Source organism: Acinetobacter sp. 25-47-130 (assembly GCF_056779705.1).
In genome coordinates this window covers 24,386-42,289 of the sequence record NZ_JBWYII010000004.1, presented here as the reverse complement: position 1 = coordinate 42,289, position 17,904 = coordinate 24,386, and the positions used below count along the sequence as shown (strand labels likewise).

The 17,904-nt window shown below is 39.7% G+C and carries 17 protein-coding genes; 14 read left to right on the top strand and 3 right to left on the bottom strand.

Features of this window, described 5'->3' with window-relative positions; all coding sequences use genetic code 11:
- The first annotated feature begins 247 nt into the window (after positions 1–247).
- From AC1M83_RS07340 to AC1M83_RS07330, 3 genes are read left to right on the top strand one after another with little or no spacing between them, the layout of a single operon-like run.
- A complete protein-coding gene (locus AC1M83_RS07340; RefSeq protein ID WP_481590351.1) occupies positions 248–1,990 on the top strand; it encodes a neutral/alkaline non-lysosomal ceramidase N-terminal domain-containing protein in 1,743 nt (580 codons plus the stop codon).
- Entirely contained in the window at positions 1,987–3,276 is a 1,290-nt protein-coding gene (locus AC1M83_RS07335; protein ID WP_481590350.1) for a D-arabinono-1,4-lactone oxidase, read from the top strand. The genes AC1M83_RS07340 and AC1M83_RS07335 overlap by 4 nt, the downstream gene beginning before the upstream one ends.
- Before the next feature lie 3 nt (positions 3,277–3,279).
- Positions 3,280–4,479: an alanine racemase gene (locus AC1M83_RS07330; protein ID WP_481590349.1), complete on the top strand. Its 1,200-nt coding sequence runs from the start codon at positions 3,280–3,282 to the stop codon at positions 4,477–4,479.
- Positions 4,480–4,537: 58 nt separating this feature from the next.
- Here AC1M83_RS07330 and AC1M83_RS07325 read toward each other — a convergent pair whose 3' ends face one another.
- Positions 4,538–6,157: a glutamate synthase-related protein gene (locus AC1M83_RS07325; RefSeq protein WP_481590348.1), complete on the bottom strand. Its 1,620-nt coding sequence runs from the start codon at positions 6,155–6,157 to the stop codon at positions 4,538–4,540.
- Positions 6,158–6,482: 325 nt separating this feature from the next.
- On the opposite strand from AC1M83_RS07325, the gene thrS reads away from it, so the two are divergent.
- The gene (gene thrS / locus AC1M83_RS07320) at positions 6,483–8,405 is read left to right on the top strand and encodes a threonine--tRNA ligase (protein ID WP_092768341.1); all 1,923 of its coding nucleotides are present in this window, start codon (positions 6,483–6,485) and stop codon (positions 8,403–8,405) included.
- 5 nt (positions 8,406–8,410) lie between these two features.
- A complete protein-coding gene (infC, locus tag AC1M83_RS07315) occupies positions 8,411–8,962 on the top strand; it encodes a translation initiation factor IF-3 (protein WP_081403231.1) in 552 nt (183 codons plus the stop codon).
- Between the two features lie 443 nt (positions 8,963–9,405).
- Here the strand turns inward: infC and AC1M83_RS07310 are convergent, their stop codons facing one another.
- Positions 9,406–9,876 (bottom strand): Hsp20 family protein, encoded by a 471-nt coding sequence (locus AC1M83_RS07310; RefSeq protein WP_179998611.1) that lies wholly within the window; start codon positions 9,874–9,876, stop codon positions 9,406–9,408.
- Between the two features lie 280 nt (positions 9,877–10,156).
- On the opposite strand from AC1M83_RS07310, the gene AC1M83_RS07305 reads away from it, so the two are divergent.
- The 6 genes from AC1M83_RS07305 to AC1M83_RS07280 all read left to right on the top strand — a co-directional run bounded on the left by AC1M83_RS07305 (position 10,157) and on the right by AC1M83_RS07280 (position 12,915).
- The gene (locus AC1M83_RS07305; RefSeq protein ID WP_035265364.1) at positions 10,157–10,774 is read left to right on the top strand and encodes a glutathione S-transferase family protein; all 618 of its coding nucleotides are present in this window, start codon (positions 10,157–10,159) and stop codon (positions 10,772–10,774) included.
- Between the two features lie 72 nt (positions 10,775–10,846).
- The gene (locus tag AC1M83_RS07300; protein ID WP_481590347.1) at positions 10,847–11,146 is read left to right on the top strand and encodes a hypothetical protein; all 300 of its coding nucleotides are present in this window, start codon (positions 10,847–10,849) and stop codon (positions 11,144–11,146) included.
- Positions 11,143–11,568 carry a YqaA family protein gene (locus AC1M83_RS07295; protein WP_035265367.1) on the top strand — a complete coding sequence of 142 codons (426 nt, stop codon included), beginning with the start codon at positions 11,143–11,145 and terminating at the stop codon, positions 11,566–11,568. Before AC1M83_RS07300 ends, AC1M83_RS07295 begins: the two co-directional genes overlap by 4 nt.
- 158 nt (positions 11,569–11,726) lie before the next feature.
- Entirely contained in the window at positions 11,727–11,921 is a 195-nt protein-coding gene (rpmI, locus tag AC1M83_RS07290) for a 50S ribosomal protein L35 (RefSeq protein WP_004278281.1), read from the top strand.
- A gap of 11 nt (positions 11,922–11,932) precedes the next feature.
- On the top strand, positions 11,933–12,292 hold the full coding sequence (rplT, locus tag AC1M83_RS07285) for a 50S ribosomal protein L20 (RefSeq protein ID WP_004867327.1): 360 nt from the start codon (positions 11,933–11,935) through the stop codon (positions 12,290–12,292).
- A gap of 83 nt (positions 12,293–12,375) precedes the next feature.
- On the top strand, positions 12,376–12,915 hold the full coding sequence (locus AC1M83_RS07280) for a P-loop NTPase family protein (protein WP_481590346.1): 540 nt from the start codon (positions 12,376–12,378) through the stop codon (positions 12,913–12,915).
- Here the strand turns inward: AC1M83_RS07280 and AC1M83_RS07275 are convergent.
- On the bottom strand, positions 12,900–13,925 hold the full coding sequence (locus AC1M83_RS07275; protein ID WP_481590345.1) for a hypothetical protein: 1,026 nt from the start codon (positions 13,923–13,925) through the stop codon (positions 12,900–12,902). The genes AC1M83_RS07280 and AC1M83_RS07275 overlap by 16 nt on opposite strands.
- 169 nt (positions 13,926–14,094) lie before the next feature.
- On the opposite strand from AC1M83_RS07275, the gene pheS reads away from it, so the two are divergent.
- The 3 genes from pheS (at position 14,095) to AC1M83_RS07260 (ending at position 17,868) form a co-directional block, all read left to right on the top strand.
- A complete protein-coding gene (gene pheS / locus AC1M83_RS07270) occupies positions 14,095–15,075 on the top strand; it encodes a phenylalanine--tRNA ligase subunit alpha (RefSeq protein WP_035265373.1) in 981 nt (326 codons plus the stop codon).
- A 118-nt stretch (positions 15,076–15,193) separates the two neighbouring features.
- Positions 15,194–17,575, top strand: a complete 2,382-nt coding sequence (pheT, locus tag AC1M83_RS07265) for a phenylalanine--tRNA ligase subunit beta (RefSeq protein WP_481590344.1) — start codon at positions 15,194–15,196, stop codon at positions 17,573–17,575.
- Positions 17,572–17,868 carry an integration host factor subunit alpha gene (locus AC1M83_RS07260; RefSeq protein WP_035265376.1) on the top strand — a complete coding sequence of 99 codons (297 nt, stop codon included), beginning with the start codon at positions 17,572–17,574 and terminating at the stop codon, positions 17,866–17,868. The genes pheT and AC1M83_RS07260 overlap by 4 nt, the downstream gene beginning before the upstream one ends.
- The last annotated feature ends 36 nt before the right edge of the window (positions 17,869–17,904 follow it).

Below are 17,904 nucleotides of genomic sequence, written 5' to 3'. Positions count from 1 at the left end.
TTTTTATAATCCTGAGTAAAAGATAAGCAAAAAATAAACGGAATACATTTATCCTTTAGTCGAGCAAACGTGACATTTTGTCAATTAGGCGAAATTTCATATTTTTTAACTTCATTTTATTGCGATTTATTCGTGAAGTTGGTGATATTTATTTGTGCTGAATAATGTAATTGATCGAGAAATAGGGTAAATTTTAAACAGATTTTAAGTTTCAAAATCGAATAATAAAAGCAAAAGGATTTTGCATATGTATATTGTTGGGTGGGGGAAAGATGAAATTAACATCGAACCCAAAGGCTATGCCATGTTTGGCTATGGGATGTGGCATCACCGTGCCTATAAAAAAAGAACTGCGCTGTATGCGAGAACAGTGACCATTCAAAAAGATCAAGATGCCCCATTGATATTATGTTGTCTAGATTTTGGCTGTATTACTTCAGCAATTCGAATCAATGTAATCCAACGCTTGAATGAAACGTTGAGGGATTGTTTCGATCCGCATCGTTTGGTTCTAATGGCAACGCATACCCATTCAGGTCCAGGCGGTTGTGGTTATGAAGCTCTTTATAATATGCCGACACCAGGATTTGTGCCTGAGCACCTTGATGCAGTTGTGGATGCTGTGCAATCCAGTATTCAACAGGCATTATCCAATCGCGATTTTACAGAGATTCGATTAGCGACAATTGACATTCCTGAGCAAGTCCCTGTGGCATGGAATCGCTCGATAAAAGCGTATAATCGAAATCTCGATACTGCATTCGTCGATGAATCTGAAACTTACAAAGCAATCAATCGACAAATGCAAGTCCTTGGCTTTTATCGTGGGGAAAAGCTTCATTCTCTGTTGTCACTGTTTGGTGTGCATGCGACATGTTTGGGCAATCAATTAGACGCTCATGATGGTGATAATAAAGGCTATGCCGCAACACTTTCGGAAGAGACCTTAAGTGCTGCTGGGGTGGATGGACCAGTTTGTATATTTGCGCAAGCAACAGCAGGCGATGTGTCACCACACTTCCATGGAAAGAATCAGACTAAGATCAGAAAAAAGATAAAAGGAGAAGCAGAATACATCTATGCGAGAAACAATGGTCGTATACAGAGTGAGTATGCTTTAGCCGCTTTACTTCAGAAACAGAATCAAAACATCCAATATCAAGATTTGGATGCAGTACTCGAGTATGTGGATATGGCAAATACTGTGGCTGATCCAGAGTTTTCAGGTGGATATAGCAATGCGATAACAAGCCAAGCTTGTCATGGGACAGCATTTATTGCGGGCACACCAGTCGATGGTGTGGGTGCTGCAAAGCCATTGATCATGGCTATGAATTTACTTTCAAAACAATTCAAACGAAGTAAATTGAATTCAAAAGATCCAGTGGAAAGTGCTTATTATCAGAAGCTTTATCATGCTCAAGGACCCAAAAATATTATTTTTGAATCGGGTCAGCATCGGATATTAGGAAAAAAATTAGGTTCACTTCCTGGTGTTTTAGATCCACTCATTGCTGAAATGAATGCTCAAGTTCACGCCGGCGCAATTCAAGAAAGCGATTTAGTGCCACATATTGTGCCAATTCAGCTCATTCGAATCGGTCAACTTTTTTTGGTATGTGTTCCCGGAGAGTTTACAACAACTTCAGGTAAGCGCGTATTAAATACCATTCAGAAAAGTGTATTACCGACATTTCCTAACGCAAAAATTTGGTTTGCATCTTATTGTAATGACTATATGGGCTATGTCACGACATTCGAAGAATATCAAGAACAAGCCTATGAAGGTGGACACACTTTATTTGGTCAATGGACTTTGGCAGCTTTTCAAACCTATTTTAAACATTTGGCTAAACAGATTTGTTTGCCACCTGAACAACGTCAATTATCAAATTGCGTACCTAAAGCAGTACCTCAAAAAGAATTAGACAAAAGAACCAATCGGGGAAATGTTCAAACCGCCGTTGCACAAAAGGAGTTGGCAACATGAGTAATCTGACACATCATTATTGGTCTAACTGGTCGGGATATTGCCACTCAAACCCGCAACATATCTTATATCCAGACCAATTACATGAATTACAGGATATTGTGATTCAACATCCTAAAGTTCGTGTGGTTGGTGCAGGGCACTCATTTACTCCGTTGGTAAAAACGGATGCGTCTATTATTTCTTTAGACCGATTTTCAAGTGTCTTAAATGCTGATCAGGCTAAATGCCAAGCGACGTTATGGGCAGGTACTCGACTATTCAATTTAGGCCAGCATCTTGCGCCTTATGAGCAGTCGCTTATGAATCAGGGTGATATTGATCAACAAAGTTTAGCTGGTGCTGTATCTACAGGAACACACGGGACAGGTGCAGCGCTATATTCTATTTCAGGCTATGTAGAAGATTTTGAGCTATTACAGGCAAATGGGGATTTAATCCAATGCTCAAAGACGGAGAACCCTGAAATTTTTCAGGCAGGTAGAGTATCGTTGGGATCGCTCGGGATATTAACGAAAATAACCATGCAAAACCGCCCTAGATATAAATTGAAAGAGAAAATTCATTTAGCCCCTGTAGAAGAAAGCCTTGATCAATTTCTCCAATTGATGCACCAACATCGGCATTTGGAGTATTTTATTTTCCCTTTTACAGATCAGTTAATTTTTAAAACACTTGATGTTACAGAGGGTGAGGTGAAGCCAAGAGAAACTTCTTGGCCATCTGAGGATCAACTTTTAACATGGTGTTGTGAAATTTCTAAAAAAGCCCCTTTTTTGACGAAATATCTTCAAAAATTAGTCGGTGTTTTTGTGAAGCCAACAGAATTCATTGATTGGTCGGGTGATATTTTTGCAACACCTCGGAATACCAAATTCAATGAAATGGAATATCAAATTCCAATTGAGAATGGTATTCAATGCATCAAAGAAGTGATTGCAACGTTTAGAAAATATCAAATAAATTCTTTTTTCCCTATCGAATTCCGCGTGGTCAAAGGGGACGATATTTGGCTAAGTCCTTTCTATCAGCAAGACAGTATTTCGATTTCAATCCATCAATATTATAAGCAGTCACCTCAAAAAGTATTTGATCTTATTGAGCCGATTTTTCAAAAATATCGAGGCCGTCCACACTGGGCTAAGATGCATCAACTGTCTCACCAAGAGATGCGAGCTCTTTATCCGAAATGGAATGAATTTATGCAAATCAGAGAAGCGCTCGATCCCCATCGAAAGTTTCTCAATCCCTATCTTGAAAAACTATTACTTGGGCAACAAGGATGAGAGATGAATAGTTTTTTTAATCAAATGAATGATGATTTGCGGGCACATGGTTTAGGTCAACCTATGCTCTTGATCGATGACGATGCATTAAACTTTAATATTGCTTATGTAAAACAGCAGCTAGCTTCGGCAAAGCACTTAAAACCGCGGTTAGTCGTTAAATCTTTGGCTTGTTTGCCTTTGTTAAAAAAGCTAAGTTTCGATTTAGACACCCAACACTTTATGGTATTTCATATTGATCACTTACAATTGATGTTCAATCATTTTGATCAAGCTGATTTACTCTTTGGCAAGCCGATGCCAATTCGTGCAGTAGAAAGGTTTTATCAAAACCATCACACGCCAATCAAATGCAAGATACATTGGTTAATTGATTCCTTTGCTCGTTTGCAACAATATCATGCCTTGGCTGATCAACTGGGATTTAGCTTCAATATCAATCTTGAAATTGATGTGGGATTACATCGTGGAGGCGTTCAAAATTCTGCTGAATTTATACAAATGCTCAATTATATTCAGCAGCATCAAAAAACGCTAAATTTGAGTGGTTTAATGGGCTACGATGCGCATGTTACTAAACTACCTAAGATGGTGAAGCGTCCAGAAACAGCTTATGCTGAGTCTCAACATATTTATCAAAATTATCAGCACATCTTAAAACACCAATTCCCAGATTTAAATCATGCTCAGCTGTGTTTTAACGGAGGAGGAAGTCCAACCTTTAGTTTTCACGTGAAACATAGTGTGTGTAATGATCTGTCATTTGGCTCAATGTTGCTAAAGCCCAGCGATTTTGATTCTGAACATCTTTCTTTGCTTAAACCCGCTTTATATATTGCGAGTCCCGTACTGAAAGTTTTAGACCAAGTCTCATTGCCAGGGATACCTTCATTTAAAAAAATAAAATTCTTTCAGAAGCATCAAGCGGTTTTTATCTACGGTGGCTATTGGATGGGTCAATATGTTTATCCAGCAAAATCTCATCCTCATTTATTGTATGGACGAAGCACCAACCAGGAAATGATTTGTGTCGATCGTAAAATTGATATCCATCCTGATGACTATGTATTTATTCGACCGAGCCAGAGTGAGGTGGTCATCCCGCAGTTCAATCGCACGTACCTTTATCGAAAAGAAAATGAGTGGAATTCATCTGATTTGGAAACGAGTAGATTTGAACCTTGGGAAAATTTTAGAGAGTAGTGATTAAAAGAAAAAAAGGGATGAAGTTAATCATCCCTTTTTAGCATTGGTTTGAAATTTATTGGACGCCGCCGTAATGGATGCCCGTTAATTCACTGATTTCTTTTTTCCAAGTGGTTAAGTCATCCAAATTAAATTTACTTAAATGGTCATGCCCACAAGCACGCGCCATTACTTGCATCAACTCGACTGAAGCATTGAAGAAGTTGGCGAGTTGCTGTGCTGATTTTTCTATTTCGAGTCTTCGACGCAAATGATCTTTTTGTGTTGCAATACCGACAGAGCATTCATTTGTATTACACGCGCGCATTCCCAAACAACCAATTGCCTGCATGGCAGAGTTAGACACGGCAATGGCATCTGCACCCAGCGCTAAGGCTTTAATAAAATCAGCGGGGACACGTAAGCCACCTGTAATGACCAAACTAATGTCACGACGTCCTAAACGATCTAAATGACGACGTGCCCGTGCTAAAGCAGGAATGGTCGGCACTGAAATATTGTCACGGAATAATGTTGGTGCTGCACCTGTACCACCACCACGACCATCTAAAATAATGTAGTCCACACCTATCGCAATCGCAGCATCAATGTCTTTTTCGATATGCTGTGCAGACAGTTTAAAGCCAATCGGAATGCCACCTGTCTGCTCGCGTATATAGTTTGCAAACTCCTTGTACTGTGAAAGTTCAGTCCAATCCGGAAAGGTTGCGGGAGAAATCGCAGATTGTCCTTCTTCTAAACCACGTACTTCTGCAATTTTTCCGACCACTTTATGCCCGGGTAGATGTCCGCCTGTTCCTGTTTTTGCTGCCTGTCCACTTTTAAAGTGAAAAGCTTGGCATTTTTTTACTTTTTCAATGTCATAGCCAAAACGACCAGAGGCCAACTCGTAAAAATATCGTGAATTCGAGGCTTGTTCATCATCTAACATTCCACCTTCACCAGAACAGATGCCAGTACCTGCCATTTCCGCACCCATTGCCAGTGCAGTTTTTGCTTCTTGAGATAAAGCTCCAAAACTCATGTCGGAAACAAATAATGGAATATTGAGTCTCAATGGTTTTTTTGCATTTGGTCCAATAATCACTTCGCTTGCAACGGGGGCATCATCCAGTAGAGGAACTTTCCAAAGTTGAGCTGTGACCAGTTGAATATCTTCCCATTTTGGAAGTTTGTCAAAAGGCACACCCATGGCTGCGGTAGGACCATGATGACCGAAATTTTTTAGACCATTTCGAGCTAATTCTAAGATGAATCTATTGTGTGGCTCTTCAGGAGCAGGCTGAGAATCTGCGTAGAGTCCTTGATAACGATTACGGTTGAATTGCTGTGGATTTCTTTTTTCCCAAGCTTCGATTTCTTCTAAGTCAACATAGACATGATCATCATGAATCCAAGCTTTAAATTTTTGCAGATTTTTATTGAGATATCTCGGGTTAATGCCAGTTTTATAGATGTAATGAGAGCCGTGAAGGCCACATACAATTTTGTCGCCTTGAATATGGGCATCGGACATGAGTGCTCCGCGATGCTGACAACGACCATACATGACTACGACTTTTTCTTCATCATGATCTTCAAGACGAAGAACAACAAGATCCACATTGGCTGCTAAAGCATATGCGGGTTTAAGCGGCTGGAGTGTAGACCAAGCAATTAGTGGGTGAGATTTCATATGACCTGCCTAATGATTTCAGTGGGTTATATTTATTTGTTTAAAAGTATGTTGATCATCTAATAGAAAGTATAAAAGATTATTTTTCTATAATTGGGATAATATTGGTTTAAATATTAGATTGGGAATATATTTTAACTATTTTTGTCACAATTAAAACTGCTATCGCCTAATGCTCGATTAACGGTTTATTAAACAACGTGACACGTGTAAAATCTCTAGCGATTTTATTTATCCACCGTTTTTATCTTTTGAGGTTCGCCTCGATCATAATCTCGCGGTGACATGCTCCATTGTACGGGGCATCACTCCTTAAGGATTTTTTATGCCAATTATTACTTTGCCAAACGGCGATCAAAAACAATTTGATCAAGCTGTCTCTGTCATGGAAGTTGCTCAAAGCATCGGTCCAGGTCTTGCAAAAAATACGGTTGCAGGTCGTGTAAACGGCCATCTAGTTGATGCATGTGACTTAATCACTGATGATGCCACGTTGCAGATCATTACGCCTAAAGATGATGAAGGTGTTGAAATTATTCGTCACTCTTGTGCCCATTTAGTTGGTCACGCAGTGAAGCAGCTTTTCCCCGAAGCAAAGATGGTGATTGGACCTGTCATTGAAGATGGTTTCTATTACGATATCTACAGTGAAAAACCATTTACACCAGATGATATGGCTGCCATCGAAGAGCGTATGAAAAAGCTCATCGATCAAGATTATGATGTCATTAAAAAGATGACACCTCGTGATGAAGTGATCAAAGTATTCACTGAGCGTGGTGAAGATTATAAATTACGCCTCATCGAAGATATGCCAGATGAGACTCAAATGGGTCTTTATTATCATCAAGAATATGTGGATATGTGTCGTGGTCCACACGTACCAAACACTAAATTCTTAAAGTCATTTAAATTGACGAAGATGTCAGGTGCTTACTGGCGTGGTGATGCGAAAAACGAACAACTTCAACGTATTTATGGTACGGCTTGGGCGGATAAGAAGCAGTTGGCTGCTTATATCAAACGTATTGAAGAAGCTGAAAAGCGTGACCACCGTAAAATTGGTAAAGCGCTTGATCTGTTCCACATGCAAGAAGAAGCACCAGGCATGGTGTTCTGGCATCCAAATGGTTGGACGATCTATCAAGTTTTAGAACAATACATGCGTAAAGTTCAGCAGGACAATGGTTATCAAGAGATTCGCACACCTCAGGTGGTCGATTTTAGTCTTTGGGAAAAATCAGGACATGCTGCAAACTATGCAGAAAACATGTTTACTACACATTCTGAAAACCGTAACTATGCCGTTAAACCAATGAACTGCCCATGTCATGTTCAAGTGTTTAACCAAGGTTTAAAATCTTACCGTGATTTACCAATTCGTCTTGCTGAATTTGGTTCATGTCACCGTAACGAACCATCGGGTTCATTACACGGGATTATGCGTGTTCGTGGTTTCACCCAAGATGATGCACACATTTTTTGTACAACTGAGCAAATTGGTCAAGAAGTTGCTGACTTTATTAAACTGACTTTAGATGTTTATAAAGATTTCGGTTTTGAAGAAGTGCAAATGAAACTCTCAACACGTCCAGAAAAGCGTGTAGGGGATGATAAGCTTTGGGATGTTGCTGAAAAATCTTTAGCTGACGCACTGGATGCAGCGGGTCTCGCTTGGGATTTACAACCTGGTGAGGGTGCGTTCTACGGTCCTAAAATTGAATTTTCTTTGAAAGATTGTTTAGGTCGTATCTGGCAGTGCGGTACAATCCAATGCGATTTTAACTTGCCATTACGTTTAGATGCATCTTATGTCACTGAAGACAACGATCGTGATCATCCTGTGATGCTTCATCGTGCAATTCTTGGCAGTTTTGAACGTTTTATTGGTATACTTATTGAACACTACGCTGGATTTATGCCACCATGGTTGGCACCAATTCAAGCATGTGTGATGAATATTACCGATTCTCAAGCAGATGCTTGTCAGTCAGTCGTCGCTAAATTGCAAGAAAATGGCATTCGAGCGATTTCAGACTTGAGAAATGAGAAAATCGGCTTTAAGATTCGTGAGCGTACTTTAGAGCGTATTCCATACCTATTGGTGCTTGGGGATCGAGAAGTAGAGGAAGGTACAGTGAATGTACGTACCCGCTCTGGAACAAATTTAGGTACTATGTCTATCGATGCATTCGTTGACTTAGTGAAAGTAGCCGTAGCCGAACGCGGCCGGTATATTGTGGAGTAAGAAAGATTAAACAGCCTGACCGTAACCAACAACAAGGTGCTAAAAGCAATCGTCCTGCATTAAATGATGAGATTCGTGCGAAAGAAGTACGTCTCGTTGGCGCTGACGGAGAACAAAAAGGCATCGTTTCACTTGCTGAAGCGTTGCGTGCTGCAGAAGAAGTTGATCTTGACCTCGTTGAGATCGTTGCGAATGCAGAGCCGCCTGTTTGTAAAATCATGGATTACAACAAGCATTTATTTGATCTGAAGCAAAAGCAAAAAGATGCTAAGAAAAAGCAGCATCAAGTTCAGGTTAAAGAGATCAAGTTGCGTCCTGGTACAGACGTTGGTGATTACAATGTTAAGTTGCGTGCTATTCTGAAATTCCTTGAAGAAGGCAACAAAGTTAAAATTACTCTACGTTTCCGTGGTCGTGAGATGGCTCACCAACAATTGGGTCTTGCTCAATTACAAAAGATTGAAGCTGATGTGGCTGAAATCGGTGTAGTGGAACAAGCACCAAAAATGGAAGGCCGTCAAATGGGTATGTTACTTGGTCCTAAAAAGAAAAAGTAAAACCGATTTAGAGAAAAAGCCCTGCACATGCAGGGCTTTTTTATATGTTGATTGAAGGAATATAGGTACATCCTGAGTTAGTAAAGAGAGGAACGACTGTAGTTGGGGTATAAATCATCAGTTGAATATTTCCATCAGGCAGTACTTTAGTGAAGTCTAATAAACGTATATTTTAAACTTCTCGAATCATTTTGTGGCTTGAGTAGAAAATGTAATTATTTCGACAGGTAAACTCGTACTTATGCATAGAAAATTCTAGATGGATGGTAAAACTGAATAGATTTAGAGTGTTTACTGTCTTGAAAGATGACCCAAAAAGGATTTTTTATATTGCACATCAGCACATCAGGAAATTCGTTGCTCAAAGCACCTGTAGATTTGATCTATAAAAAAAAGCCGATACTTTTGCATCGGCTTTTTTGTGACTCATCAAGTTCGATGTTTTATTCAACATGAACTGTTTTTTCAGTAGACTCTGTATTTTCTAACAGAAGTTTTTTGCCAATTGGAATTTGTCGAGGTAATTTCTCTTCTGGAATGATACGCTCTAAGTCGATCACTAATAAGCCATTTTCATAATCTGCTTGTTGAACTTCAATGTGTTCATCTAAGCGAAGCGATAATTTAAATGAACGACGCGCAATTCCTTTATGAAGATATTCGGTTTGTTCAGATTGAATAGCTTCTGGTTTTCCTGTTATCGAGAGAAGCTGATTTTCAAGACTGATATTTAACTCATCTTGACTAAATCCTGCAGTAGCGACCACGATGCGATATTTATTCTCACCTTTTTTTTCAATGTTATAAGGTGGGTAGTTTGGAGCATCACTTTGCATTGCATAATCAATAAAATCGTTTAAACGATCAAAACCAATGCTACGACGAAACAATGGATGAAGATTTAAGTTACTCATGATTAAAACCTCCTGAGGTCAGCAAAGTCATAAAAATAAGAATGTTGTTCTGTCATGACTATCATCAACAGAACCAGATGATCATCATAAATCTGGCAATTTTTTATATAGGTTCAGACCGAAATTTTTCAATAATAAATTCAAAAAATTTTTAAAATATTTTATAAATAATTGATTTTTTATAACTTATAAATAAAAAATTTCTATCCTTGTTGTTTGGTTTGAAATGATTTATGGTGGATAAATCAATCAACAAAGGGCATATGGAGCCTGAACTGTAATGATCGATTTATATTACTGGGGAACACCCAACGGATTAAAAATAACAATTGCACTCGAAGAAATGGCTTTAGATTATCAAATCTATCCAATCAATATATTAGAAAATGATCAGTTCCAAACTGACTTTCTTGCGATCTCTCCTAATAATAAAATTCCTGCGATAGTTGATCAAAATGGACCGAATAATCAATCGATTTCGATTTTCGAGTCTGGTGCAATACTGCAATATTTAGGACGTAAAACGGGACAATTCTATCCTCAGCACGAAATCGCAAGGATTCAGGTCGAACAGTGGTTGATGTGGCAAATGGGTGGTCTAGGACCGATGTTAGGTCAAAATCATCATTTCGCTAAATTTGCTAAAGAGAAAATCCCTTATGCGATCGAGCGCTACATTACAGAAACCAAAAGATTATATGGAGTGCTCAATAAGCAGTTAGTTGGGCAAGACTATGTGGCAGGTGAGTACTCTATCGCGGATATGGCAATTTTCCCTTGGTTGATGCGGCACGAGTGGCAAAGTATTCATTTAGCAGAGTTTCCTGAAGTGGAAGCTTATATTCAACGTATCCAACAGAGACCAGCGGTACAAAAGGCGCTTGCACTACTAAAGTAGATCACGGATTTAAGTGTGATAAACTCTACATATCTAAACCACCATTCGGTGGTTTTTTTATGGAGAACTGCCATGAAGGATTTTTTTTTAAATTTTAGCAAAATTGTTGAATCTAATTCAAAAGTATACTGGGCAATTATTGCTGGTATTTTACTCTGTGTTGCTTCTTATATCGTCGAAATATTTCATGTGCAAAATATCATTGCAGCAATCGAACCAGATTCTAGGGACCAATTAAAACAGGTGATTCCAGCGACAACGAATAAATATACGGTGCTACGTGCCATCATAGTAGTGTTAGCAATTGCTTGGTCGATAAAAGAATATCGTAAAACTCAGAAACTTCTAGCGGTGAATAAGTCCAGTAAATGAATCTGATTTTATTGTTCTTAAGTGCCTTTGGAGCCGCCACTTTATTGCCCTTACAGTCCGAAGCAATATTGTTGGGGTCATTTGCTCTAAAACAATTTTCGCCGTGGATGCTTATTTTTGTTGCAAGTGTAGCGAATGTGATGGGTTCATGCGTTAATTGGTGGTTGGGCTTAAAAATAGAGCAGTTTAAAACCAAAAAGTGGTTTCCATTTAAGTCAGATCAAATGATTCGTGCTCAACGGGCTTATCAGCAGTATGGTACATGGTCACTTCTTTTAAGTTGGGTCCCTATCATTGGTGATCCAATCACCTTAATTGCAGGAATCTTGAAAGAAAAATTTTGGAAATTTATCTTCGTGGTGGGTATAGCGAAAACAGGTCGATATCTATTTATCTACTGGGTGTATCTTGGTTTGTTTTAAATTTTCGTAGAGTAAAACTCATCAAGATTAATTTGTCTGAATCAAGATTAACGGTGCTTTTGTTTTGCGCAAAGATGCTATAGAATACTCGCTCCCTTACCTGCAGGTCGTATTGTAATGGTGCAAACGAGCCGAACAGGTGTTCAAAAGAGGTTGTTATGCCTAAGATGAAAACTCGCCGTGGTGCAGCAAAACGCTTCAAAGCGACTGCTAACGGTTTTAAGCGTAAACAAGCGTTCAAACGCCACATTTTGACCAAAAAATCTGCTAAGCGTATTCGTCAATTGCGCGGCTGTGTAATGGTTCACGTAAGTGACGTTGCTTCAGTTCGTCGTATGTGCCCGTACATCTAAGGAGATTATAAATGGCTCGTGTAAAACGTGGTGTACAGGCTCATCGCCGTCACAAAAAAATTCTTGCTCGCGCTAAAGGTTACTATGGTGCTCGTTCACGCGTTTACCGCGTAGCGTTCCAAGCGGTAATCAAAGCAGGTCAATATGCTTACCGTGACCGTCGTCAAAAGAAACGTCAATTCCGTGCTTTATGGATTGCGCGTATCAATGCTGGTGCACGTCAAAATGGTTTGTCGTACAGCCGTATGATCGATGGCTTGAAAAAAGCTCAAGTGATCATCGACCGTCGCGTACTTGCTGACATCGCTATGCATGACGCAGTTGCATTTGCTGCTTTAGCTGAAAAAGCTAAAGGCGCATTAGCTGCTTAATCATCGTAGATGAGAAAAAGACCGCTTTTTAGCGGTCTTTTTTATTTTCATTGTTTACGACCAAATAAAGCCAAGAGATTAGTATGAATAAAATTATGGTCGTCGGTACAGCAGCATCTGGGAAAACAACCTTTGCACGTAAGTTGGCTGCTCAACTGCAAGTCGATCATATTGAACTTGATAATCTCTTTTGGTTGGATAACTGGACTGAGTCATCTTCAATACAATTTCAAGAAAAATTTATAAATCATGTTAGGTCTATGAATAAGGGCTTCGTAATTGATGGTAATTATTCCCTGATTCAAAATTTAATCTTAAGTGAGATCGACACTGTGATTTGGTTGGATTTTTCACTACGCGTAAATCTTTATCGTGTGATTAAGAGGTCGCTATACCGTGTGATTAGCCAAAAGAAAATATGGAAAAATTCTAACAATAGAGAACATTGGGCTAAATTGTTAAGTAAAGATTCACTAATATTGTGGGTAGTCCAAACACATGGGAAAAATAGATTTAAATATTTGCAGATGATGAATGCCACTCAATATCATCATATAAAGTGGCTACATTTTCATAAAACTGAACAATTAGATGAATTTTTAAAACATCACAGTCCAAAATAGTAAGCGCAGAAACAGATTATTGCAGTGACTAAAATGAGGGCAAACACATTTGATTTACCTGTTTTAGGTGTGGGTTGGTGAGAACTGGAATCATTGTTGAAAAATCGTTTTCCATGTTGAGTATGTGTTGAGGCTTCATCCAAAGGGGAATGAATTTCGGGGCTTTTTAAATGAGCAGTTTTATAATGATTTGCTACTTTAGTAATGAATTTTGCACTCAGGTCATCTAACTTTTGTTGAAATACCTTCAGTTGTTTTTCTTCCTCAATAGATTCTTGATGATCTTGCTCCAAAAGCTTTCGTTTTTGAATATTTAAATGTTGTTCTAGATGCATGAAGCGGACTAAGGTTTCATTGGCATAAGGTGCTGCATAATCTTGTGGCAGTAATGGTAAGGCAACTCCAATGTTGCAGGGCGATTGATCGTCAGTACCATAAAAGATTGCGCCACGCTCAACGGATTGCACACCTTGTGCTAATGCGCGATCGAACAGCTCATTCTCTGTGTAGTCGTGAATATCATTCCAATTAGGTGCTTGAAGATCTGCCTCAACACGTTTGATATGCTGGGTGGATAGATCAAAACGCCAAAATGTTTCAATTCGTGCAGGGAGTGTTTGATTGTTTGGTATGTCGAAGTCTTGTTCAGAGCTATACCATTCGGCAAGTTCTTTACCACAGATCCATGCTGTTTTTACATTACGGTGATGACTGACAATGAAATGGGGATATGGTAAAAGTTCAACATTTGGATTGGGATTTTTTTCATCGATTAATAAACTTGAGTTATGTAGGCTTAAGCGTGTGACACCCTGACGTTTTAAGCTTTCTAACCAAACTTGGAAGTGTTGTGCCAATAAGTGTTGTGTATTTAAATCTCGAAAAAGGAAATGGTGCTGATTAAAAATCGCATGATTTTTCCAGTGTTGAAAACTTAAATCCTGACTTAAAAACTCATTGCCATAAGTCACGAGTGTGAGCTGTTGTTTCCAAATTTGATCTAATGCCATGACATATTTTCTCAATGATCATTGCGCATATCTTAAACTTTTTATAAATGTAATTTCCAATTTAATTCCACATCCAATTTTAACACTTGCTGATCTTCATACGGAGCTATAAAAGCTGTTAGAATGCGCAGTTATATTATTTTTTATATTTGTTGCTTTGAGAGTTACTATGTCACTGGAAGCCCTGACCACTGAAGCGCTCGCTGCCATTGCAGCAGCTCAAGACCTTGCAACACTCGATCAGGTTCGAGTGCAATTTACGGGTAAGAAAAGCCAGCTTGCTGAACAATCGAAAGCACTGGGTAAAATGGATCCGGAAGAGCGTAAGGTCTTTGGTGCGCAGATTCATTCAGTTCGAGAAGCGATTAATGGCGCATTAACTGAGCGTCAAACTGCATTACAAAAAGCTGCACTAGAACAAAAATTAGCAAGTGAACAGATCGACATCACGTTGCCTGGTCGTGGTCAACAGGTGGGTAGTATCCACCCAGTGACCCAAGTACAAGAGCGTATTTGTCAATTCTTCACGAAAGCAGGTTTTTCTGTTGCGACTGGTCCAGAGGTTGAAGATGACTATCACAACTTTGAGGCATTAAATATTCCGGGTCATCACCCTGCGCGTGCAATGCACGATACCTTTTACTTCGATGTAAACCATTTGCTTCGTACGCATACCTCTGGTGTACAGATTCGTACGATGGAAACACAGCAACCACCAATTCGTATTGTATGTCCAGGTCGTGTGTATCGCTGTGACTCAGACCAAACACATTCTCCGATGTTCCACCAGATTGAAGGTTTGTACGTTGCAGAAAATACGAGCTTTGCTGAGTTAAAAGGATTATTGGTTAATTTGCTGAATGAGTTCTTTGAAAAAGACTTGAAAGTACGTTTCCGCCCATCTTACTTCCCATTCACAGAACCAAGTGCTGAAGTCGACATCATGGATGAGCGAGGAAAATGGTTAGAAGTATTAGGTTGTGGCATGGTACATCCAAATGTTCTTCGTTCAGCGGGTATTGATCCAGATAAGTACAAAGGCTTTGCATTTGGTTTAGGTGTTGAACGTTTTGCAATGCTTCGTTATGGCATAAACGACTTGCGTATGTTCTACCAAAATGATGTGCGTTTCTTACGCCAGTTTGCTTAAAACTTTTTATTAAATCCTCTCCTAACTAGAGGAACTCCACAGAATCATTTGGGGTTCTCTCTTAGCAAAGGGGGTTAGAGGGAGGATTCTAGAGATTTGAATTACAGGTTTTATATCAATGAAAATTAGCGAAAATTGGCTACGCACATGGGTTAACCCAGCCATCGATAGCGATACTTTATCTGACCAACTGACCATGTTGGGTCTTGAGGTAGATGATTTATCTCCTGCTGCAAAACCATTTACAGGTGTGGTTGTAGGTGAAGTACTTACGGTAGAACAGCACCCAGATGCAGATCGTTTACGTGTAACGACTGTCAACATTGGTTCGGGTGAACCATTACAAATCGTCTGTGGTGCACCTAATGTACGTGCAGGAATGAAAGCACCCGTAGCAACCATCGGTGCAGTATTGCCAGGTGATTTTAAAATCAAAAAAGGTAAGCTTCGTGGTGTTGAATCACAAGGTATGCTGTGCGGTGCATCTGAAATTGATTTAGAAGATAAAATCGACGGTCTACTCGAGCTTCCTGCAGACGCGCCAGTCGGTGTAAACGTACGTGAATATCTAGACCTTGATGACAACGTGATTGATATTAGTATCACACCAAACCGTGGTGACTGTTTCAGTATCCGTGGAATTGCACGTGAAATTGGTGTGATTAACCAACTTCCTGTGACTGCGCCTGAAATTAAAGAAGTGGCTGCAACGATTGCTGATGAAAAGAAGGTCGTTGTATCTACTGAAGGTTGCCCACGTTACTTAGGTCGTGTGATCAAAAACGTCAACACCAAAGCGCCAACTCCTGAATGGATGGAGCGTGCACTGGCTCGTTCTGGTATCCGTCAGCACAGTATCTTGGTTGATATTACCAACTATGTATTAATGGAGTTGGGTCAACCGCTTCACGCATTTGATGGTGGTAAAGTTCAAGGTGCGGTACACGTTCGCCAAGCAACTGCAGGTGAAAAACTTGTTCTATTGAATGAGCAAGAAGTTGAAATGCAAGACAACGTGATGGTGATTGCAGATGACGAAAAAGCATTAGCAATTGCGGGCATCATGGGTGGCTTGTCTTCATCGGTGACAGACACAACGACTGAAATCTTCCTTGAATCAGCATTCTTTGCGCCACTTCATATTGCGGGTCGTGCGCGTAGCTTCGGTTTACATACAGATGCGTCTCAGCGTTATGAGCGTGGAGTGGATTTCGAACTTCCAATGATCGCAATGCACCGTGCATCTCAGTTGATTTCTGAGCTTGCAGGTGGTGAATTTGGTCCAATTACGGTAGCAGAAAATCCAACAGTATTGCCAACACGCGAAGCAATCGAGCTTGAGCAGGCGCAAGTTGATCAACTTCTTGGTTATAAAGTTGACTCTGACTTTATTACTGATGCGTTAACACGTCTAGGTTGTCAGGTAACAATTAAAGCACAAGGTCAATGGTCTGTCGTACCGCCATCACATCGTTATGATATGGCAATCTACCAAGACTTAATTGAAGAGGTTGCGCGTATTCATGGTTATGACAACATTCAAATCAGCTTGCCTGTGATTGATGTGAAACTTGCAAAATACCAAGATCAATTTGAAGTTGCACAATTACGTCAAACTTTGGTTGCACTTGGTTATCAAGAGGCAATCAGCTTTAGTTTTGCTGATCTAAAACTTGAAAAACAGTTAAATCCAAGTGTAAATCCTTTGGCATTGGCAAATCCAATTTCAAGTGATTTGGCGGTAATGCGTTCGACTTTACTTTCAAGCTTAATTCCTTGTGTCCAATACAACGTTAATCGTCAACAAAGTCGTGTGCGCTTCTTTGAACTTGGCTTGCGTTTTGATTATCAAGAAGCAACCAGTATTCATGATCTTAAGCAAATACCTACACTAGCGATTGTGGCAACAGGTGCGAAGAATCAGGAATCTTGGCATGCTAAACCTCAGCCAATGGATTTCTTCGATTTTAAAGGTGAAATTGAGGCTGTATTGGCGGCTGGACGAGTTCAAGTAGAATATGTGCGTTCAGAGCGTTCATGGTTGCATCCAGGTCAATCTGCTGAAATTTTAGTGGACGGACAATCGATTGGTTATATTGGTCGTTTACATCCATCGCTTGAAGATGAGCTTGATCTCGCAACGACATGGGTAGCAGAACTCGATCAATCGTCTGTTTTGCAAACTTATGTATCTAATTTTACAGAATTATCACGATTTCCTTCAGTGAGACGTGATATTGCAGTTTTAATTAGTGATAAGATTAATGTTAGTGAAATTCAGCAACTTATCGAAAAAACTGGAGGAGAGTTACTTGATTCTTCTTGGTTATTCGATGTGTATACGGGTCAAGGTGTAGAAGAGGGTAAACGTTCATTGGCGTTTGCACTTTTATGGCAGCATCCGAGTCGCACGCTTGAGGATGCTGAAATTAAATCTGGTATGGATAATATTTTACAAGTGTTAGAAAACACTTACCAAGCGACATTGAGGGCCTCATGACAGCATTAACAAAAGCAGAAATGGCTGATCATTTGAGTGAGCTGACGAGTTTAAATCGTCGTGAAGCTAAACAAATGGTTGAGTTGTTTTTTGATGAAATTAGCCAGGCATTAATTGCAGGTGAACATGTCAAATTATCGGGTTTTGGTAATTTCGAACTGCGTGACAAGCGTCAGCGTCCAGGGCGTAATCCAAAAACAGGTGAGGAGATTCCTATTTCTGCACGCCGTGTAGTGACCTTCCGTGCTGGTCAAAAGTTTAGACAGCGTGTAGGGACAGAGCAAGTCGATTAATCGCTTGATCAAATAACATTAAAAAAAACCTGAGCT